We start from the raw sequence: 18,259 nt of genomic DNA on the forward strand, positions 1-18,259 counted from the left end.
CCTGGTGGAGGGATGGGGCACGGGGTCAGACAGCCAGCCGCTCGAGCTGCGCCACGCGGTTCATCGCGCTGTGCAGCGACATCAGCAGGCCCAGGCGGTTCAGCCGCAGGTCGGCCTGCTCGGCATTGACCATCACGTCCGTGAAGAACGCGTCGACCGGTTCGCGCAGCGCGGCCAGCGTCTGCAGCGAGCCGGTGTAGTCGCCCGCGTCGAACTGGGCGTTGGCAGCGGGCACGACTTGCGCCATGGCGGCGTGCAGCGCCTTCTCGGCGGGCTCCTGCAGCAGCAGCTCGCTGACGTGTGCGTCGGCCTCGGGCGCCTTCTTCAGGATGTTGCCGATGCGCTTGTTGGCCGCGGCCAGCGCGGCGGCGGCGGGCAGTGCGGCGAAGGCGCGCACGGCGGCCAGCAGCTTGGGCACTTCACCCAGGCGCTGCGGAAGCGGGGCCAGCACGGCATCGACTTCCTGCGCGCTCGCGCCCTGCTCGCGCAGGCTGCCGGCGAGGCGGTCGAGGATGAAATCGCGCAGTTCGACCGTGGCCTTGCTGCTGTCGAAACCATCGATGGCACTGAACTGCGCAGCGGCGTCCTGCAGCAACGCATCGAGCCCCAACGCGAGGTCTTTCTCGATCAGCATGCGAATCACGCCCAGCGCGTGGCGACGCAGCGCAAACGGGTCGCGGTCGCCGGTGGGCAGGTTGCCGATGCCGAACATGCCGACCAGCGTTTCGAGCTTGTCGGCCAGTGCGACCACGAGGCCCACGCTGTTGCGCGGCAGCTCGTCGCCGGCGAAGCGCGGCTTGTAGTGGTCTTCGATGGCGTCGGCCACGGCGGCGTCGAGGCCGTCGTGCAGCGCGTAGTAGCGGCCCATCGTGCCCTGCAGCTCGGGGAACTCGCCGACCATGTCGGTCACGAGGTCGGCCTTGGCCAGTTGGGCGGCCTGGGTCGCCTGCGCGGCGAGCGTCGCGTCGCCGAGTTTTTCGGCAATGCCGCGCGCGATGTGCATCACGCGCTGCACGCGTTCGCCCTGCGTGCCGAGCTTGTTGTGATAGACCACCTTGCCCAGCGACTCGACGCGCGAGGCCAGCGATTTCTTGCGGTCCTGGTCGAAGAAGAACTTGGCGTCGGCCAGGCGCGGGCGCACCACGCGCTCGTTGCCGCCGGTCACGGCGCTCGCGTCGTCGGGGCTGATATTGCTCACGACGAGGAACTTGTTGGTGAGCTTGGCTTGCGCGTCGAGCAGCGGGAAGTACTTCTGGTTGGCCTTCATCGTGAGGATGAGGCACTCCTGCGGCACTTCGAGGAACTCGCGCTCGAAACTGCAGACCAGCACGTTGGGGCGCTCGACCAGTGCCGTGACTTCGTCGAGCAGCGCGTCGTCGTGGATCGGCACCGAGCCGCCACCCACCGTCACGGCGGCGGCCGCGAGCTGGCGTGCGATTTCGGCGCGGCGCGCTTCAAAGCTCGCGATGACGGCGCCGTCGTCCTGCAGCTGCAGGGCGTAGCTGTTGGCATCGCGCAGCACCACGGGGTCGACCGCCGCCTCGAAGCGGTGGCCGTGCGTCTCGCGGCCGGCCTTCAGGCCCAGCGCCTCGATGGGCACCACGGTGTCGGCATGCAATGCCACGAGGCCGTGCGCGGGGCGCACGAAGCTCACGCTGCTCCAGCCGGGCAGCTCGCAGCCGCTTTCGAGCTGGTAGCTCATGACCTTGGGGATCGGCAGCTTGGCGATGGCTTCGGCCAGCGCCTTCTGCAGGCCTTCGGCCAGCGTGGCGCCCTTGGCGGTGCTTTCGTAGAACAGGGCTTCGGCCTTGCCGTCCATGGCGCGCTTGAGGCCCGGCACGGCCGAGGCGTCGGCGCCGAGGGCGGCCAGGCGCTTGAGCAGCGCGGGCGTGGGCTGGCCCGAGGCATCGAGCCCCACGGCCACGGGCATGAGCTTTTGCGACACGGCCTTGTCGGCGGCGCGCTCGGCCACGTGCGTGAGGTGGGCGGCCAGGCGGCGCGGCGACGCGTAGGGCGTGAGCACCGAGCCGGCTTCGGCCAGGCCTTGGGCCACGAGCTGGTCGCGCAGCACGCCCGCGAAAGCCTCGCCGAGCTTCTTCAGCGCCTTGGGCGGCAGCTCTTCGACAAACAGTTCAACCAGCAGGGAGTTCTTGTTGTTCATGGGGGTCGTCATCGCTCAGGCGGCTTTCTTCGGGGGCATCTGCGCCACCCACTCGCGCGGGGCCATCGGGAAGCCCAGGCGTTCGCGGCTGTCGTAGTAGCTCTGCGCCACGCTGCGCGCGAGGTTGCGGATGCGGCCGATGTAGGCCGCGCGCTCGGTCACGCTGATCGCGCCGCGCGCGTCCAGCAGGTTGAAGCTGTGGGCGGCCTTGAGCACCTGTTCGTAGGCCGGCAGCGCGAGCTGCTCGGTCATGAGGTGCTTGGCCTGCTTCTCGTGCGCGGCAAAGGCGGTGAAGAGGAACTCGGCGTCGCTGTGCTCGAAGTTGTAGGTCGACTGCTCGACCTCGTTCTGCTTGTAGACGTCGCCGTAGCTCAGGCCGTCGGTCCAGGTCAGGTTGTAGACGTTGTCCACGCCCTGCAGGTACATGGCCAGGCGTTCCAGGCCGTAGGTGATCTCGCCGGTGATCGGCTTGCAGTCGATGCCGCCGACCTGCTGGAAGTAGGTGAACTGCGTCACTTCCATGCCGTTGAGCCAGACCTCCCATCCCAGGCCCCAGGCGCCGAGCGTGGGGTTCTCCCAGTCGTCTTCGACGAAGCGGATGTCGTTCTTCTTCAGGTCGAAGCCCAGGGCCTCGAGGCTGCCGAGGTAGAGCTCGAGGATGTTGCTGGGCGCGGGCTTGAGCACGACCTGGTACTGGTAGTAGTGCTGCAGGCGGTTGGGGTTCTCGCCGTAGCGGCCGTCCTTGGGGCGGCGGCTGGGCTGCACGTAGGCGGCCTTCCAGGGCTCGGGGCCGAGCGCGCGCAGGAAGGTGGCGGTGTGCGAGGTGCCCGCGCCCACTTCCATGTCGTACGGTTGCAGCAGCGCACAGCCCTTGTCGGCCCAGTACGACTGCAGTTTGAGAATGATTTGCTGGAAGGTCAACATGAAGCTGGCCGGCGTCGGGGGCCGGACATTGGACGGGACGGTGGCGCGGCACACGCCGCGAAAGGCGACGATTTTACGTTCGCGGGAGGGCATCTCTCCCACAGCCGCTCGGGATGCCGACTGCCGCGACAGCCCGCGCGGCTGTGGGACAAAGCCCGGCCCCGCACGCTTTTTTGCGTTTCCCGCCGCTTTCGGCACTTTCCTGCGCTTTCCCCCTCTCTCACTGCATGGCATCGCCCCACATCGGCCCCGACACTCCTTTCTTCATCGTGCTCAACGCCGGCTCCGGCAGCGAAGACGCCGCGCAGGCCCGGCAGGTCATCGACGACGCCTTTGCCTCGGACGGCCGCCGGCACCGCGTGTTCCTCGTGGACGGCCCCGGCCGCGTGCAGGCGCTGGCGCGCGAAGCGGTCGAACGGGCCCGGGCCGTGGGCGGCGTGGTGGTAGCCGCGGGCGGCGACGGCACCATCAACGCCGTGGCCCAGGCCACGCTCGGCAGCGGCTGCCCCTTCGGCGTGCTGCCGCAGGGCACCTTCAACTACTTCAGCCGCACCCACGGCATCCCGCGCGACACGGCGCAGGCGCTGCAGGTGCTGCTCACGCAGCAGCCCCGGGCGGTGCAGGTGGGGCTGGTGAACGACCGCGTGTTCCTGGTGAACGCCAGCATGGGCCTGTATGCCGACCTGCTGGAGGAGCGCGAGAGCCACAAGGCACGCTTCGGCCGCCACCGCTGGATCGCCTTCTACTCGGGCCTGCTGACGGTGCTGCGCGGGCGCCATCGTCACTGGCAGCTGCGCATCGCCTCGCACGGCCACGAGCGCGACATCCGCACGCCCACGCTGTTCGTGGGCAACAACCCGTTGCAGCTGATGCAGGCGGGCGTCGACCACGCCGAGGCGCCCGAGCAGGGCCGGCTGACCGCCGTGGCGCTCAAGCCGGTCGGCCTGCTGGCGATGCCCGGGCTGCTGGTGCGCGGCGCGCTCGGCCGGCTGGGCGAGGCCGACGAGGTGCTGAGTTTCCCCTTCGAATCGATGACGGTGAAAGCCGGCCGGCTGCGCACGCCGCGCCGCGTGAAGATCGCCACCGACGGCGAGATCGACTGGGTCGACATGCCCCTGCTGTTCCGCGTGGCGCCCGACCCGCTGTGGCTGGTGCGGCCCGACAGCGCGCCCGAGCTGGAGGCGGCACGGCCATGAGCTGCCTGCTGCAAGTGTCCGACCCGCACTTCGGCACCGAGCAGCCCGAGGTGCTGCAGGCGCTCGAACGCCTGGCGCACACGCTGGCGCCGCAGGCGGTGCTGCTGTCGGGCGACATCACGCAGCGCGCCACGCGCCGCCAGTTCGCGGCGGCGCGCGCCTTCGCCGACCGGCTGGCGGCGCCGGTGGTCGCGATTCCGGGCAACCACGACATCCCGCTGTTCCAGCTGGCGGCGCGCGTCTTCTCGCCCTATGGCCGCTACACCGAGGCCTTCGGCGCCGACCTGGAGCCGGTGTTCGCCTGCGACGACTGGCTGGTGGTCACGGTCAACACGACGCGCTGGTACCGGCACGAGGACGGCGAGGTGTCGCCGGCGCAGGTCGAGCGCGTGGCGGCGCGGCTGGCACAGGCTTCGCCCCGGCAGGTGCGCGTGGTCGTGACGCACCAGCCGGTGCTGGTGACGCGGCCCGAAGACCGGCAGAACCGACTGCACGGGCGCGCGGCGGCGGTCGCGCGCTGGACGGCGGCGGGCGCCGACCTGATCGTCGGCGGCCACATCCACCTGCCTTTCGTGCGCCCGCTGGACGAGCGTTTTCCGGGCTGCCCGCCCACGGCCTGGGCGGTGCAGGCCGGCACCGCCGTGTCGACGCGCGTGCGCTGGGACGCGCCCAATTCGGTGAACGTGCTGCGCGCGGAAGCGTCCGGCGACGGCGCGCAGCGCGTGTGCGTGGTCGAGCGCTGGGACCATTCGGCGGCAGACAAAGCCTTCACGCGCGTCGACCTATTGCGGCTTCCGCTTGCCAGCCGCGCGACGGCCCCTTAGGGTTGCGCCGCATGCCTCCTGCGGACACCCTTCTTCTTTCTTCTTCAGCCCCCTTGGTTCTTCTTGCACAGCAGCTGGGCGAACACGCCCTGGCCTGGTTCGCGCTCGCACTGACCGTCTCGGTGCTCGGCGCCGGCCTCGCCTGCCGGATGTTGCAACGGCGCCATCCGCTGCCCGACACCGGCGAACCTGACGAATCGCGCCTGGCGCTCGGCCTGGGGCTGGGCTTCGTGCTGATCCTCGCGGCGGCTTTTCTGGTTGCATGGATCGCCTCGCACCTCGGCGACGGCCGCACCATGGGCCGCGCCGACCAGGCGCTGGCCGACGCCATCGCCGCCCATGTGCCGTGGGGCGCGCTCGTGAGCTTCAGCTGGCTCACGCACCTGGGCGATGCGCAACTGCTCGCGCCCGTGTGCGGGTTGGTCGCGCTGCTGCTGTGGCGCAACGCGCACCGCGGCCTGGCGCTGGGCTGGGTGACCGCGCTCGGCGGCATCGTGGTGCTGAACCCCGCGCTCAAGCACATCTTTGCGCGGGCCCGGCCGGTGCATGACCACGGGCTTGCGCTGGAGACGAGCTTCAGCTTTCCCAGCGGCCACAGCGCGGGCGCGATCGTGAGCTACGGGATGCTGCTGTACCTGGCGCTGCGGCTGCTGCCGGCGCGCTGGCATGTGCCGGCCGCCATGGCCGCAGTGGCGGCCATCGTCACCATCGCCTGCAGCCGGATCTTCCTGCAGGTGCACTTCGCGAGCGATGTCGCGGCCGGCCTGCTGACCGGCCTGGGCTGGCTGCTGGTGTGCGTGAGCAGCCTGGAATACGCGCGGCACCGCAAGCGCCGCACCGCGCGCTGACCGTCGATCAGTATTCCCAGAAGATGCGCTGAAGCTCTTTGGTGTTGTTGGTCTTCGTGAGAGCCACCATCGCCAGGATGCGCGCCTTCTGCGGGCGCAGGTCGTGCGCCACCACCCAGTCGTACTTGTCGTCGGGCTGCTCGGCATTGCGGATCACGAAGCCGTCGGGCACGCGCGAGCTGCGGATCACGATCACGCCGTCGCTGCGCGCCTTCTGCAGGTTCGGCACGATGCGGTCGGCCACCGAGCCATTGCCCGTGCCACCGTGGATCAGCGCCTTGGCGCCGCTCTTGGCGATCGCGTCGATGGCCACCGACGACACGCCTTCGTAGCCCATGGCGATCTCGACCGGCGGCAGCGCGGTGATGGTGTCGATGTTGAATTCCGAGTTCGTGGTGTGGCGCTTCACCGGCGCGCGGAACCAGTAGTTCTTGCCCTCGACGATCATGCCCAGCGGGCCCCACTGGCTGGAGAACGCGCTGGTCTTGATGTTGACGTTCTTGCTCACGTCGCGGCCGGTGTCGATGTTGTCGCCCATCGTCACCAGCACGCCCTTGCCCATCGCGTCCTTGCTGCCCGCCACGTTCACCGCGTCGTACAGGTTGAGCGCGCCGTCGGCCGACAGGGCCGTGCCCGGGCGCATCGATCCGACCACCACGATCGGCTTGTTGGTGTGCACGGTGAGCGTCAGGAAGTAGGCGGTCTCTTCCAGCGTGTCGGTGCCGTGGGTGATGACGATGCCGTCCACGTCCGACTGCTTGGACAGCGCCGAGACGCGCTTGGCCAGCGTCATCAGGTTGTCGTTGGTGAGGCTTTCCGATGCGACCTGGAACACCTGCTCGCCGCGCACATTGGCGACCTTGGCCAGCTCGGGCAGGCCGGCGATCAGCTTCTCGACGCCGACCTTGGCGGCCGCGTAGGTCGCGCTGTTGACGGCCGATGCGCCGGCACCGGCGATGGTGCCGCCGGTCGCCAGGATCACCACGTTGGGCAGCGCCTGCTGGGCCTGCGCGAGCGCGCTGGCCGCGAGCAGTGCGGCACCGGCCGCAAAGGCACGGAAATGGGTAGAAAAGTACATACGGGCTCCTTGGTTTGAGGATGATTTCTCGAGGCGGCGAGGAAGATACATGAACCATGCCCGCATGCCATGCCGCTGCATGCCGGCATGGCATGCGGTCATGCGCCGGCCTTAGAGGGCCAGCAGCCAGCCCGCTACCGCCGCCAGCCCGACGACCCACACCGGCGACAGGCGGGCGTAGACCAGCAGCCCGAACGCCGCCAGCGCCAGCCCGAAATCGGCCTTCGAGTGGATGGCGCTCGTCCACACCGGGTCGTAAAGCGCGGCGAGCAGCACGCCGACGACCGCCGCGTTGACGCCCGCCATCGCGCGCTGGACGCCGTCGCGCTGGCGCAGCGTCTCCCAGAACGGCAGCGCACCCGCCACCAGCAGGAAGGCCGGCAGGAAGATGGCCAGCAGCAGCGCCAAGCCACCCACCCAACCGCCGAACGGCCCCGGCATGGCGGCGCCGAGGAAGGCCGCGAAGGTGAACAAAGGCCCCGGCACGGCCTGCGCTGCTCCGTAGCCCGCCAGGAACACGTCGTTCGAGACCAGGCCCGTCGGCACCACGCCCGCCTGCAGCAGGGGCAGCACGACGTGGCCGCCGCCGAACACCAGCGCGCCCGACCGGTAGAACGACGCAATGACGGAGAGCGGCGGCCAATCCGTCGCCGCAGCCAGCATCGGCAGTGCGACGAGCAGCGCGGCGAACAGGCCCAGCAGCGCGGCACCCGTCGCCTTGCTCACGCCGTGGTCGTGGTGTTGCGCGGCAGGAAGCTGGCCCAGCTGCAGCGCCCATCGACCGACGACACCTCCGGCGACGATGGCGACGATCTGCCCCACAGCCGAAGGCACCGCAAGCACCAGCAGCGCCGCGACGACGGCCACGCCCGCGCGCAACCGGTCGGGGCACAGCGACTTCGCCATTCCCCACACCGCCTGCGCGACGACGGCCACCGCGACGACCTTCAGCCCGTGCACCGCGCCCGATTGGGCCAGCCCCGCCCACTGCGTGACGCCGGCCGCAAAGAGGATGAGCGCCACGGCGGACGGCAGCGTGAAACCGAGCCACGCCGCCAGCGCCCCGCCCCAGCCCGCGCGGCCGAGCCCCAGGGCGATGCCGACCTGACTGCTCGCGGGTCCGGGCAGGAACTGGCACAGCGCCACGAGGTCGGAATAGCGCTTGTCGTCGAGCCACTTGCGGCGCTCCACGAACTCCGTGCGGAAGTAGCCCAGGTGCGCCACCGGTCCGCCGAAGGAGGTCAGGCCCAGCTTCAGGAAAGCGAGAAAGACTTCGAGCACCGAGCCTCTGGCAGGCGGAGCGCCCGCGCCATCAACAGCGGGTGGCGCGGCGGGCTTGGGGCGGTGGTGGTGCTTCATGGACGACGACGTCGAATGCGCATCCGCCGGTGCGCCTCAGCCCCGGGCGCGCCCAGGCCGGAAGAAGACCGCGCCCAGTGCGACGATCGCGAGCGCCACGATCCACAGCGGCCACAGGCCGAAGGGCGCGACCCAGCGCGCGAAGGGCGTGAGCCCGCGCCGGCCCTCGACCGGCGCTTCGAGCACGCCGCGCGTGAGGCGCGGCAGTTGGTGCGTGACGCGGCCCGCGGCGTCGATCACCACGGTGGCGCCGGTGTTGGTGGACCGCACCATCGGCCGCGCGAACTCGAGCGCGCGCATGCGCGAGATGGCCAGGTGCTGGTCGATGGCGACCGAGTCGCCGAACCAGGCGATGTTGCTGACGTTGAGCAGGATGGTCGGTGCCGTGGCCTCGTCGCGGAAGTTCGCGCCGATCTCGTCGCCGAACAAATCTTCGTAGCAGATGTTGGGCGCGATGCGCTGGCCCTGCCAGACGAAGGGCGCCTGCGCGAGGCCGCCGCGCTCGAAGTCGCCCAGCGGGATGCTCATCATGCGGATGAACCAGCGAAAGCCCGGCGGAATGAACTCGCCGAAGGGCACGAGGTGGTGCTTGCTGTAGGCGTAGGGCTGCGCCGTGCTACCGGGCATGAAGCCGAGCACGGCGTTGCGGTAGGTGCCCGGCCCGTCGCCGAGCGGCAGGCCGACGATGGCGGCCTGCTGCGAGCCCGGCTGGCCGTAGCGTTCCTGGATGCTGTCGAGGTAGCCGGCGGGCAGCTGGCGCGGCAGCAACGGCAGCGCCGTTTCGGGCGTGACCACGAGCTGGGCCTTGGCGTCGCGCAGCTGTTCGGCGTACCAGCGCAGCGCGGTTTCGATGCCGCCGCCGGGAATGAATTTCTCGTCCTGCGGGATGTTGCCCTGCAGCAGCGCGACCTGCAGCGTGCCCGCCGTGCCCTGCGCGCCGCGTGCATCGGCAGGCAGCGGCGAGACAACGTTCGGCAGCACGAAGACCACGGCGAGCAGCACCCCGGCCAGCGCCGTCGGCACCACGCCGCGCAGCGACAGGCGCCGCGCGACCAGCGCCACGGCCAGGGCCGCCGCGGCACCGATGCCGTACACGCCGCCCCACGGCGCCAGCGCGGCCAGCGGACCGTCGACATGGGCGTAGCCGCCGGCGCCCCAGGGAAAGCCGGTGAACCAGCTGCCGCGCACGAGCTCGGCCAGCGTCCACAGCGCCGCGAACACGAAGGCGCCGGCGACGCGCCCCGTCGGCCCGCGCACCACGAACCAGGCGCAGGCCACGGCGTAGTAGAGCCCGAGCGCCGCCGCCAGCGCGAGCACGGCGATCACCGCCAGCGGCGCCGGCAGTCCGCCGTAGGTGTGCATCGAGATGAAGAGCCACCAGAAGCTGCCGGTGAGCCAGGCGGTCGCGAACACCCAGCCGTGCAGGCCGGCGCGGCGCCAGCCCGCGCCCTGTGCGCGCAGGCCGTCGAGCAGCCAGACCAGCCCGGCCAGCGACAGCAGTTGCAGCCACCACAGTGGACGGCCGTCGCCCGGCCATGCGATGGACAGGGCCTGCGCCACGCCCGCCAGGCCGAAGCCGAGCAGGCGAAGCAGCCCGGAGGCGGCGGAGGAAGGGGGAGAGGTTGGCGAGACGCGGGCCGGGGCCGCTGCTGCGGGCGCCGGCATCAGTCGGCCGCGTCGCCGCCGCGCGCCGGCGACACCCGGAACCAGCGCACCGCGCCGCCCTTGGTGTGCAGCACGACGAAGTCGAAGCCGCCGATGGCGTGGTGCTCGCCGCGCTTGGGCACGTGGCCCATCTCGTGCGCGATGAGTCCGCCGATGGTGTCGAAGTCTTCGCTCAGCTGTTCTTCGTTGAAGACGATGCCGAAGGCCTCGGCCACGCGCTCGATGGGCGTGTCGCCCGAGACGCGGTAGGTGTGGTCGGCCAGGCCGAAGATGTCGCCCTCGTCTTCGGCGATGTCGAACTCGTCCTCGATCTCGCCGACGATCTGCTCGAGCACGTCCTCGATGGTGATGAGGCCGGCCACGCGGCCGAACTCGTCGATTACGATGGCCAGGTGGTTGCGGTTGCCGCGGAACTCGCGCAGCAGGTCGTTCAGGCCCTTGCTCTCGGGCACGAAGGTGGCCGGACGCAGCAAGGCGCGGATGTTCAGGCCCGGCGCGCGCTGCAGCTTGAGCAGGTCCTTCGCGAGCAGGATGCCGATGATGTTTTCTTTTTCGCCCTCGTAGACCGGAAAGCGCGAGTGCGCGGTCTGGATCACCGAGTGCAGCAGCGCGTCGAAGGGCGCGTCGATGTTCACGAGGTCCATGCGCGGCGCCGCGACCATCACGTCACCGGCCGTCATGTCGGCCATGCGCAGCACGCCTTCGAGCATCACGCGCGATTCGGCGCCGATCACCTCGTTGTCCTCGGCATCGGCGAGGGTTTCGATCAGCTCGTCGCGCGAATCGGGGCCGGGGTGGATGAATTCGGCGAGCTTCTGGAGAAAGCCACGCTTGTCTTCCCGTTCAACGGGAGCGCGTTCAGGGTGAGGGTCGGCCACTGCGGGAGGGCGGAGTTGAAGAGAGACAAGGATAACGGATTGCGCATGACAGGCTCTACCGTCCGGCCGGCATAGGCCGCCCTCGCCCGCTCAGGGGGCCGATTTGCTTCTTGCGTCGCGCATGCCGCTGCGCACTTCCTGCAGGCTCGCCAGGAAGGCCCAGAACTGCTTGGCGCGGCTCTTGAGCGCGAAATCGACGGCGGCGTAATGCTCCAGCGCGATCTCGCTCATGCGGCTGTCGAAGGTGGCGGTGGGCAGCTGCAGGTGCGCCTCCGACTCGGAGCCGCTGCGCACCACGGTGGCGCCGGCGTTGCGGGCGATCTTGAGCATGGCGGCGTTTTCGCTCAGCGCATGGATGAAGAGCATGCCCACGCCTTCGTTGCGCGCGGCGACCACGGCGCGCTCGAACAGGCGCGCGCCATAGCCGCGGCCGCGGGCGTGCGACGACACGGACACGCCGAATTCGGCGCAGTCGCTGTGCTGGTCGCCGGGTGCGTAGGCCACGTGCGCCATCGCGATCAGATCGAGGCGGCGGTTGTAGATGCCGAACAGTTCGTCGCGGTCGAAGTCCAGGCCTTCGACGTAGCGCAAGACCTGCTCGTCGGCCGCGGCATAGCCGAAGCGCAGGTAGCGGTCGTGCGGCGTCAGGTCCAGCAGGTGGCGCGCGATGCGTTCGCGTTCGCGCGGGCCGATCGAGCGGATCGGCACCATGACGGGTGGGGGCGCGCTGACGGCGCGCGGTTGCGCCTCAACCATCGGCGCCTTCAGGAAAGAGCCGAGGCCGAGAGACGCTTTGAGGAGGGTCTTGGCGGTAAGCATGGCTCCAATGTAAGGGTTTTCCCTTAATCACCAAGCCCGCAAGGACACTTTCTGGACGCATTCGTGACTCGATACCAGAGTCCGTGGTGTTTCCGCAACCAATTTGTTGTTAAACGGGCACAGATGTTGTGGCTTTGACACGATCGAGCACAAAGCTGGTCTTGCAGTCTTCGACGCTGGGGTGCTTCAGCAGGGTGTCCATGATGAAGCGGCTGTAGTGCGCCATGTCGGCCACCACCACGCGCAGCAGGTAGTCCATGTCGCCGGTGAGGGCCGCGCACTCGACCACCTCGGGCCAGGTCTGCACGCTGGCGCGGAACAGGTCCATGGGGTTGCGCTTGTGGCTTTCGGTGTGCTTTTCCAGCCGCACGTTCAGGTAGGCCGTGAGGCCCAGGCCGACCGCCTCGGGCTGGACCAGCGCCACGTAGCGGTCGATGACCTTGTGCTCTTCCAGCCGCTTGACCCGCCGCAGCACGGCGCTGGGCGACAGGCTGACCTGCTCCGCGATCTGGTCGTAGGTGGCACGGCCGTCTGCTTGCAGCATGCGCAAAATGAGCCGATCTATCTTGTCGAGTGCTTCCATTTCTCCATTTTTGCAGTTTTACTGCGTCATGACCACCCAGGGCGCCCAGAAACGCAGAAAACCTGAAGGCCTTCCACCCTACAGTGCAGCACGGCCCGAATCCGGGCCTTTGTTTTCCTTTCTGCACAACTTCCCCACTTTTCGGAGACAGCATCCATGAGCCACGCCGACGCCCCCGCCTTCACGCCCTGGGAGAACCCGATGGGCACCGACGGCTTCGAATTCATCGAGTACGCGGCACCCGATCCGGTCGCGATGGGCAAGGTGTTCGAGCGCATGGGCTTCGTGGCCATCGCCAAGCACCGCCACAAGAACGTGCTGCTGTACCGCCAGGGCACGATCAACTTCATCCTGAACGCCGAGCCCGATTCGTTCGCCCAGCGTTTTGCGCGCGAGCACGGCCCGAGCGTGTGCGCCATCGCCTTCCGCGTGCAGGACGCCAAGCAGGCCTACGAGCGCGCCACCGCGCTGGGCGCCTGGGGCTTCGCCGACAAGGCCGGCCCGGGCGAGCTGAACATCCCCGCCATCAAGGGCATCGGCGACAGCCTGATCTACCTGGTGGACCGCTGGCCGGGCAAGAACGGCGCGCAGCCGGGCGACATCGGCAACATCGGCTTCTACGACGTGGACTTCGAGGCGCTGCCGGGCGTGTCGTCGCAGGACGCGCTGGCGCGCAAGGGCAACGGCCTGACCTACATCGATCACCTGACGCACAACGTGTACCGCGGCCGCATGGACGTGTGGGCCAACTTCTACGAAAAGCTCTTCAACTTCCGCGAAGTGAAGTACTTCGACATCGAAGGCCAGGTGACGGGCGTGAAGAGCAAGGCCATGACCAGCCCCTGCGGCAAGATCCGCATCCCAATCAACGAAGAAGGCAAGGAACAGGCCGGCCAGATCCAGGAGTACCTGGACATGTACAAGGGCGAGGGCATCCAGCACATCGCCATGGGCTCGGACAACCTGTACGAGAGCGTCGACGCGCTACGCGCCAACGGCGTGACGCTGCTGGACACCATCGACACCTACTACGAGCTGATCGACAAGCGCATTCCCGAGCACGGCGAAAGCGTGGCCGAGCTGAAGAAGCGCAAGATCCTGATCGACGGCAAGAAGGACGCGCTGCTGCTGCAGATCTTCAGTGAGAACCAGCTGGGCCCGATCTTCTTCGAGTTCATCCAGCGCAAGGGCGACGACGGCTTCGGCAACGGCAACTTCAAGGCGCTGTTCGAGAGCATCGAGCTCGACCAGATGCGCCGGGGCGTGCTGAGCGCCGCAAAATAAGGCGCTTCACCACTGCCCTGGAGCCCGGCATGCGCCACGCGTCTTCTTCGACTGTCGTCACTTCCTTTGTCGCGGCAGCCGCCGCTGCGGTCGTGCTCTCGGGCTGCGCCTCGGCGCCGCCCGCGGCCGGCCCGGGTGCCTCGCACCTGGACACGGTGCAGAAGGCGGCGGTGCTGCGCATCTGCACGCCGGGCGACTACCGGCCCTTCAGCTTCCAGAAGGCCGACGCCTCGTTCGAAGGCATCGACGTCGACCTGATGACGGGCTTCAGCGCCAGCCTCGGCGCCAAGCCCGAATGGGTCAAGACGACGTGGGCCAACCTGCTGCCCGACCTGGCCGCGGGCAAGTGCGACATCGCCGTGGGCGGCGTGTCGGTGACCACCGACCGCCAGAAGCGCGCCTTCTTCAGCGCGCCGTACATGGTCAACGGCAAGACGCCCATCGCGCGCTGCGCCGACGTGGCCAAGTACCAGAGCGTGGCGGCCATCGACCAGCCGTCGACCCGCGTGATCTTCAACCCGGGCGGCAGCAACGAACGCTTCGCCCGCACCAACTTCAAGCAGGCCAGGCTCACGCTGCACGGCGAGAACGTCACGATCTTCGACGAGATCCTGGCCAACCGCGCCGACGTGTTCGTCACCGAATCGGCCGAGGCCATCACGCAGCAGAAGCTCAAGCCCGGGCTGTGCGCGGTGAACCCCGACAAGCCGCTGCAGTACGGCGAAATGGCCTGGATGCTGCCGCGCGACGACGTGGCTTTCAAATCGTATGTCGACCAATGGCTGCACCTGCAGCAAGCCGGCGGCGACTTCCAGCGCGTGATGGACCGCTGGCTCAAGTAACCCGAGAAACCGAACGCCCCATGGATACCCCCGCCGCCGTTGTCACTCCCGCCGTCTATGGCGCCTCCGATCGCCCGCCGCGCGGCGACTACTCGCGCGGCGGTTCGGTGCAAGCCGACTACACCTGCCCACAGGACTGGGCCAGCTACACGGCGGCCGACCATGACACCTACAAGCGGCTGTACGAACGCCAGGCCGCGCAGCTGACGGGCCTGGCCTGCGACGCCTTCATCAAGGCGCTGCCGCTGCTCGGCGTGAAGGACCGCATCCCGCGCTTCGAGGAACTCAACGAGCGCCTGCACCGCGCCACCGGCTGGGAGATCGTCGCGGTGCCGGGGCTGATTCCCGAGCTGCCCTTCTTCACGCTGCTGGCGAACCGAAAGTTCCCGGTGACCGACTGGATCCGCAAGCCCGAAGAGTTCGACTACATCGTCGAGCCCGACGTGTTCCACGACCTGTTCGGCCACGTGCCGATGCTGTTCGACCCGACCTTCGCCGACTACGTGCAGCGCTACGGCCAGGGCGGCATCAAGGCGCACGAGTTGGGCGCGGGCGAGAAGCTGGCGCGGCTGTACTGGTATACGGTCGAGTTCGGCCTGATCCGCCAGCCCGAGGGCCTGCGCGCCTACGGCGCCGGCATCCTGAGCTCGGTCGGCGAGCTGCAGCACGCGGTGCGCAGCCCCGAGCCGCACCGCCTCCCGCTCGACCTGCTGCGCACCATGCGCACGCGCTACAAGATCGACACCTACCAGGCCAACTACTTCGTGATCGAAAACTTCGCGCAGCTCTTCGATCTCACGGCACCCGACTTCACGCCGCTGTACCGCGCGCTCGAGGTGCAGCCCGACATCCCGGCCGGCGTGCTGCTGCCGGGCGAATCCGGCAACGCCTGACCGGCATCTGTGTGACTCCCGCGCGCACGGCGGCTATCGCCTGCGCGACACCGGGTATGCGCCCCTAGGACAAGCCCGCTGGCGGGTGGGAGGCATTGGCTCCCACAATCCGCGCCAAAGGAGCTTGCATGCAGACATCCGCGCGACAGAACTACCCGGCCGGCGTGCCGCACGAGATTCATCCGGAGCAGTACCGCTCCCTGCCTCACATGTTCGACGAGGCCTTCGGCCGCTACAAGGACCGTCCGTTCTCGGTCTGCATGGAGCGCTGGATGTCGTACGGCGAGCTCGACACGCTCTCCAAGGCGATGGGTGCCTGGCTGCAATCGCAGGGCCTCGCGCCCGGTGCGCGGGTGGCGATCATGCTGCCCAACGTGCCGCAGTTCGCGGTCACGATGTGCGCCGTGCTGCGCGCGGGCTACACCTGCGTCAACGTCAATCCGCTGTACACGGCGCGCGAGCTGGAGCACCAGCTCAAGGACTCCGGCGCCACCGCCATCGTCATCCTCGAGAACTTTGCCGCCACGCTCGAACAGGTGATCGAGCGCACGCCCGTCAAGCACGTGGTGATGACCGCAATGGGCGACCTGCTCGGCGGGCTGTATGGCGCCTGGATCACCGTGGCCGTGCGCCACCTGGCCAAGATGGTGCCGCCCTACAAGCTGCCGCTGAGCGACGGCCGCACGGTCACGCCGTTCAAGCAGGCGATTGCCGAAGGCCGCGGGCGCACGCTCGGGCCCGATCAGAGCACGCTCGATTCGATCGCCTTCCTGCAGTACACGGGCGGCACCACCGGTTTGTCGAAGGGCGCGGTGCTGACCCATCGCAACATCGTGGCCGCCACGCTGCAGGCCGAGGCCTGGTTCACGCCCGCGCTGGCGCGGGCCGGCGACCTGGCGAAGGTCAACAGCATTGCCGCGCTGCCGCTGTATCACATCTTCGCGCTGACCCTGTGCCTGCTGGTGATCCGCCAGGGCTCGCACATGACGCTGATTCCGAACCCGCGCGACTTCAACAAGTTCGTCGCGGTGCTGAAGAAGCGGCCCTTCCACATGCTGCCGGCGGTGAACACGCTGTTCAACGCGCTGCTGATGCATCCGGAGTTCAAGACGGTCGATTTCTCCACGCTGTTCGTGTCGCAGGCCGGTGGCATGGCCGCCTCCGAAGGCACGGCGCGCAAGTGGTTCGAAGCCACCGGCTGCCCGATGATCGAAGGCTGGGGCATGAGCGAGACCTGCGCGATCGGCACCAACAACCCGGTGTCGAACACGAAGTTCACGGGCACCATCGGCTTGCCGTTGCCGAGCATTGAGATCGCGATCAAGGACGATGAAGGCCAATCGCTGCCGATCGGCCAGGCGGGCGAGCTGTGCATCAAGGGGCCGAACGTGATGACCGGTTACTACAACCAGCCCGCCGAAACGGCGGCGGCCTTCACGGCCGACGGCTTCATGCGCACCGGCGACATCGCCGTGATGCAGGAAGACGGCTACAGCCGGATCGTCGACCGCAAGAAGGACATGATCCTCGTGAGCGGTTTCAACGTGTTCCCCAACGAGCTGGAGAACGTGATCTCGCTGTGCCCCGGCGTCGTCGAGTGCGCGGCCGTGGGCGTGCCGGACGAGAAGCAAGGCGAAGCCATCAAGGTCTTCGTGGTCCGCAAGGACCCGACGCTGACAGAAGACGCCGTGCTCCAGTACTGCAACGGACAGCTCACCGGCTACAAGCGGCCGAAGCACATCGAGTTCCGCGAGTCGCTGCCCAAGACCAACGTGGGGAAGATCCTGCGGCGCGAGCTGCGCACCAGCGCCGGTGCCTGAGCGCGTGGGGCGCCACGGGGAAGCCAGCGCGGGGCTGCCGGCGAATGTCATCGTGTTCGAGCGGGGCTGGCTGTCTTCGAACAACATCCTCTTCGTCGGAGCCGAGGAAACGGCGCTGGTCGACACCGGCTATGCCACGCATGCCGAGCAAACGTTGGCACTGGTCGAGTCGGTGCTGGGCGAACGTCCGCTCGATCGGGTGCTGAACACGCATCTGCACAGCGATCACTGCGGGGGAAACGCGGCATTGCAGGAGCGTTATCCGTCGGTGCGGACGGACATTCCGCCTGGGGAGGCGGCGCTGGTTGAGCGATGGGATGCGCAGGGTCTGAGTTTTCTTGCGACGGGGCAGAGGTGCCCGCGCTTTGGCTTCACTGGACTGCTCGAGCCAGGCACTGAATGCCTGCTGGGAGACAGCGCGTGGCAAGTGCATGGGGCTCCAGGTCACGATCCGCACTCGGTGATCCTATTCGACCCGGTGTCGCGGACTCTGATTTCAGCGGATGCGCTCTGGGAGAACGGGTTTGGCATCGCCTTTCCGGAGCTGATAGGTGAGCCCTCGTTCGGGGACATTGCGGCAGCGCTCGATTTGATCGAGAAGTTGGCGCCGCGGCAGGTGATCCCGGGGCATGGAGGCGTTTTCACCGATGTCGAGCGCGCGTTGCAGACGGCGCGCAAGCGCTTAGCTGGGCTGCAACGAGACCCGGTGAAGCACGCGCGTCACGCGATGAAGGTGCTGATGAAGTTCAAACTTCTGGAGCTGCACGCGGTGTCGCACGCAGAGTGGGGATCGTGGCTTGCTGGGACGCCGTATTTCGAGCTGATCCGGGCTCGATTCTTTGCGGATGCGTCGCTGGAGGCCCTGACGACGGACCTGCTTTCAGAGCTGATTACGGCCGGCGCAGCACAATCCGATGCTTCGGGAGTTCACAACGCCTGATTGGCGGTTGTCTGCTGCAATAAAAAAGCGCCCTCTCTTTCGAGTTGGCGCTTTTTATCTATTTGGGCCTTTGCATTGCGCAAAGCAAAAAACCCCAGTCATTGCTGACTGGGGTTTTCTGGGCTGTAAGAGCCTGACGATGACC

At 68.3% G+C, this 18,259-nt stretch carries 16 protein-coding genes; 8 read left to right on the forward strand and 8 right to left on the reverse strand.

The features are described 5' to 3' along the window. Positions 1–25: 25 nt before the first annotated feature. Both glyS and glyQ read right to left on the reverse strand, forming a co-directional pair. A complete protein-coding gene (glyS, locus tag AC1RAD_RS31325) occupies positions 26–2,161 on the reverse strand; it encodes a glycine--tRNA ligase subunit beta (protein ID WP_095947895.1) in 2,136 nt (711 codons plus the stop codon). 15 nt (positions 2,162–2,176) lie between these two features. Further along, complete coding sequence (glyQ, locus tag AC1RAD_RS31330) at positions 2,177–3,085, reverse strand: glycine--tRNA ligase subunit alpha (protein ID WP_062481784.1); 909 nt, start codon at positions 3,083–3,085, stop codon at positions 2,177–2,179. Between the two features lie 227 nt (positions 3,086–3,312). Here glyQ and AC1RAD_RS31335 point away from each other — a divergent pair, with 227 nt between their 5' ends. The 3 genes from AC1RAD_RS31335 to AC1RAD_RS31345 are packed head-to-tail and all read left to right on the forward strand — an operon-like array spanning position 3,313 to position 5,953. Beyond that, positions 3,313–4,281: a diacylglycerol/lipid kinase family protein gene (locus tag AC1RAD_RS31335; protein ID WP_492739006.1), complete on the forward strand. Its 969-nt coding sequence runs from the start codon at positions 3,313–3,315 to the stop codon at positions 4,279–4,281. Then, positions 4,278–5,105 carry a metallophosphoesterase family protein gene (locus AC1RAD_RS31340; RefSeq protein WP_492739008.1) on the forward strand — a complete coding sequence of 276 codons (828 nt, stop codon included), beginning with the start codon at positions 4,278–4,280 and terminating at the stop codon, positions 5,103–5,105. The genes AC1RAD_RS31335 and AC1RAD_RS31340 overlap by 4 nt, the downstream gene beginning before the upstream one ends. A 53-nt stretch (positions 5,106–5,158) precedes the next feature. After that, positions 5,159–5,953 carry a phosphatase PAP2 family protein gene (locus AC1RAD_RS31345; RefSeq protein ID WP_492698853.1) on the forward strand — a complete coding sequence of 265 codons (795 nt, stop codon included), beginning with the start codon at positions 5,159–5,161 and terminating at the stop codon, positions 5,951–5,953. Positions 5,954–5,960: 7 nt separating this feature from the next. Here AC1RAD_RS31345 and AC1RAD_RS31350 read toward each other — a convergent pair whose 3' ends face one another. The 6 genes from AC1RAD_RS31350 to AC1RAD_RS31375 form a co-directional block, all read right to left on the reverse strand. Beyond that, a complete protein-coding gene (locus AC1RAD_RS31350) occupies positions 5,961–7,031 on the reverse strand; it encodes an asparaginase (protein WP_354348240.1) in 1,071 nt (356 codons plus the stop codon). 111 nt (positions 7,032–7,142) lie between these two features. Then, on the reverse strand, positions 7,143–8,390 hold the full coding sequence (chrA, locus tag AC1RAD_RS31355; RefSeq protein ID WP_492739009.1) for a chromate efflux transporter: 1,248 nt from the start codon (positions 8,388–8,390) through the stop codon (positions 7,143–7,145). A 36-nt stretch (positions 8,391–8,426) separates the two neighbouring features. Beyond that, entirely contained in the window at positions 8,427–10,055 is a 1,629-nt protein-coding gene (lnt, locus tag AC1RAD_RS31360) for an apolipoprotein N-acyltransferase (RefSeq protein ID WP_492739010.1), read from the reverse strand. Then, positions 10,055–10,933: a CorC family transporter gene (locus AC1RAD_RS31365; RefSeq protein ID WP_099793257.1), complete on the reverse strand. Its 879-nt coding sequence runs from the start codon at positions 10,931–10,933 to the stop codon at positions 10,055–10,057. The genes lnt and AC1RAD_RS31365 overlap by 1 nt, the downstream gene beginning before the upstream one ends. 90 nt (positions 10,934–11,023) lie before the next feature. Beyond that, entirely contained in the window at positions 11,024–11,752 is a 729-nt protein-coding gene (locus AC1RAD_RS31370; protein ID WP_062482250.1) for a GNAT family N-acetyltransferase, read from the reverse strand. A gap of 109 nt (positions 11,753–11,861) precedes the next feature. After that, entirely contained in the window at positions 11,862–12,335 is a 474-nt protein-coding gene (locus AC1RAD_RS31375; protein WP_070062947.1) for an Lrp/AsnC family transcriptional regulator, read from the reverse strand. Between the two features lie 156 nt (positions 12,336–12,491). Between AC1RAD_RS31375 and hppD the strand changes: the two genes are divergently transcribed. The 5 genes from hppD to AC1RAD_RS31400 all read left to right on the forward strand — a co-directional run bounded on the left by hppD (position 12,492) and on the right by AC1RAD_RS31400 (position 18,114). Next, on the forward strand, positions 12,492–13,619 hold the full coding sequence (gene hppD / locus AC1RAD_RS31380; RefSeq protein ID WP_139701335.1) for a 4-hydroxyphenylpyruvate dioxygenase: 1,128 nt from the start codon (positions 12,492–12,494) through the stop codon (positions 13,617–13,619). Positions 13,620–13,648: 29 nt separating this feature from the next. Continuing rightward, positions 13,649–14,461: a transporter substrate-binding domain-containing protein gene (locus AC1RAD_RS31385; protein WP_070062949.1), complete on the forward strand. Its 813-nt coding sequence runs from the start codon at positions 13,649–13,651 to the stop codon at positions 14,459–14,461. A 20-nt stretch (positions 14,462–14,481) separates the two neighbouring features. Continuing rightward, complete coding sequence (gene phhA / locus AC1RAD_RS31390) at positions 14,482–15,354, forward strand: phenylalanine 4-monooxygenase (RefSeq protein WP_369630274.1); 873 nt, start codon at positions 14,482–14,484, stop codon at positions 15,352–15,354. Positions 15,355–15,482: 128 nt separating this feature from the next. Then, positions 15,483–17,174: an AMP-binding protein gene (locus AC1RAD_RS31395; protein WP_307697145.1), complete on the forward strand. Its 1,692-nt coding sequence runs from the start codon at positions 15,483–15,485 to the stop codon at positions 17,172–17,174. Then, complete coding sequence (locus tag AC1RAD_RS31400; protein ID WP_492739011.1) at positions 17,167–18,114, forward strand: MBL fold metallo-hydrolase; 948 nt, start codon at positions 17,167–17,169, stop codon at positions 18,112–18,114. The genes AC1RAD_RS31395 and AC1RAD_RS31400 overlap by 8 nt, the downstream gene beginning before the upstream one ends. Positions 18,115–18,259: the final 145 nt, after the last annotated feature.

It is taken from the genome of Variovorax sp. GW823-FHT04B03 (assembly GCF_058796495.1).

Coding starts and splice junctions, on each gene's coding strand:
- glyS (WP_095947895.1), bottom strand. CDS start 2,161: ATGAACAACAAGAACTCCCTGCTGGTTGAACTGTTTGTCGAAGAGCTG.
- glyQ (WP_062481784.1), bottom strand. CDS start 3,085: ATGTTGACCTTCCAGCAAATCATTCTCAAACTGCAGTCGTACTGGGCC.
- AC1RAD_RS31335 (WP_492739006.1), top strand. CDS start 3,313: ATGGCATCGCCCCACATCGGCCCCGACACTCCTTTCTTCATCGTGCTC.
- AC1RAD_RS31340 (WP_492739008.1), top strand. CDS start 4,278: ATGAGCTGCCTGCTGCAAGTGTCCGACCCGCACTTCGGCACCGAGCAG.
- AC1RAD_RS31350 (WP_354348240.1), bottom strand. CDS start 7,031: ATGTACTTTTCTACCCATTTCCGTGCCTTTGCGGCCGGTGCCGCACTG.
- chrA (WP_492739009.1), bottom strand. CDS start 8,390: ATGAAGCACCACCACCGCCCCAAGCCCGCCGCGCCACCCGCTGTTGAT.
- lnt (WP_492739010.1), bottom strand. CDS start 10,055: ATGCCGGCGCCCGCAGCAGCGGCCCCGGCCCGCGTCTCGCCAACCTCT.
- AC1RAD_RS31370 (WP_062482250.1), bottom strand. CDS start 11,752: ATGCTTACCGCCAAGACCCTCCTCAAAGCGTCTCTCGGCCTCGGCTCT.
- AC1RAD_RS31375 (WP_070062947.1), bottom strand. CDS start 12,335: ATGGAAGCACTCGACAAGATAGATCGGCTCATTTTGCGCATGCTGCAA.
- hppD (WP_139701335.1), top strand. CDS start 12,492: ATGAGCCACGCCGACGCCCCCGCCTTCACGCCCTGGGAGAACCCGATG.
- AC1RAD_RS31385 (WP_070062949.1), top strand. CDS start 13,649: ATGCGCCACGCGTCTTCTTCGACTGTCGTCACTTCCTTTGTCGCGGCA.
- phhA (WP_369630274.1), top strand. CDS start 14,482: ATGGATACCCCCGCCGCCGTTGTCACTCCCGCCGTCTATGGCGCCTCC.
- AC1RAD_RS31395 (WP_307697145.1), top strand. CDS start 15,483: ATGCAGACATCCGCGCGACAGAACTACCCGGCCGGCGTGCCGCACGAG.